Genomic DNA, 731 nt, shown 5'->3' with positions numbered 1-731 from the left:
ATTGGCGGTGCCCGCCGTTGCCGGTTTCGACGAGGGTGCGGCCGGCACGGCAAGCGCGGGCGGGTCGATGGGCTGGTAAGGTCCCGGGCGCCCACGGAGTTTGATCGGGTCGAGCGCGTTCACGTCTTCATGCAGGATCCGGCGAATCTCGAGAATCGCCTGCGGCGTTTCCTGCACGCTGTGACCGGCCACGATCACCCGCTCGGACTGCGCGCCCGCGAGATGTGCGCTGTTGTATGGCACCACGCCATCCGTCGATTCGTTCAATGGTCCCTTGGCGGAGCGGCGCGCGATGATCGAGTGGTACTGGACCTTGGGGGAAATCTTGAGTCCCGCCGACGCAACCACATACGGATCGGTGTCGCGCAACTGGTCGACGCTGTTCGGTACGTAGCGGGTCTTGCCCTCCGAGGGATCGTCCTCCGATCCGGTGGCGAAATGCAGCACGTCGTCGATGCCCGAGAGCAGCGTGACCGGCAACTTGATAAGGTTCGATATCCAGCGACCCAGGCGGTTGCGCGCGAACGGTGTGCCGCGATGCGGCGACGCGATGAAGATCGCGCGCTCGAACTGCGGCACCGGCCCGAAGTGGAACAGCGGATCGAGCCGGTTGCGCGCTCGGTCGACCTGGTCTTCATCCAGGTGGTAGTCGTTCTGGAAGACCGACCAAAGCTCGTCGTCCGCGCTCGAGACCATCAGCCGGGCGATCACACCGCCCATGCTGTGCCCGA

Annotated in this window: 1 pseudogene; it reads right to left on the bottom strand. The window is 65.3% G+C overall.

Annotation, left to right across the window (positions count from 1 at the left end):
- A pseudogene (locus tag W930_RS30570) lies at positions 1–731 on the bottom strand (hypothetical protein); the annotation flags it as partial.

The organism is Pandoraea sp. E26 (assembly GCF_000681415.1).
Taxonomy (GTDB): domain Bacteria; phylum Pseudomonadota; class Gammaproteobacteria; order Burkholderiales; family Burkholderiaceae; genus Pandoraea; species Pandoraea pnomenusa.
This window is presented reverse-complemented; position numbering and strand designations above follow the sequence as displayed.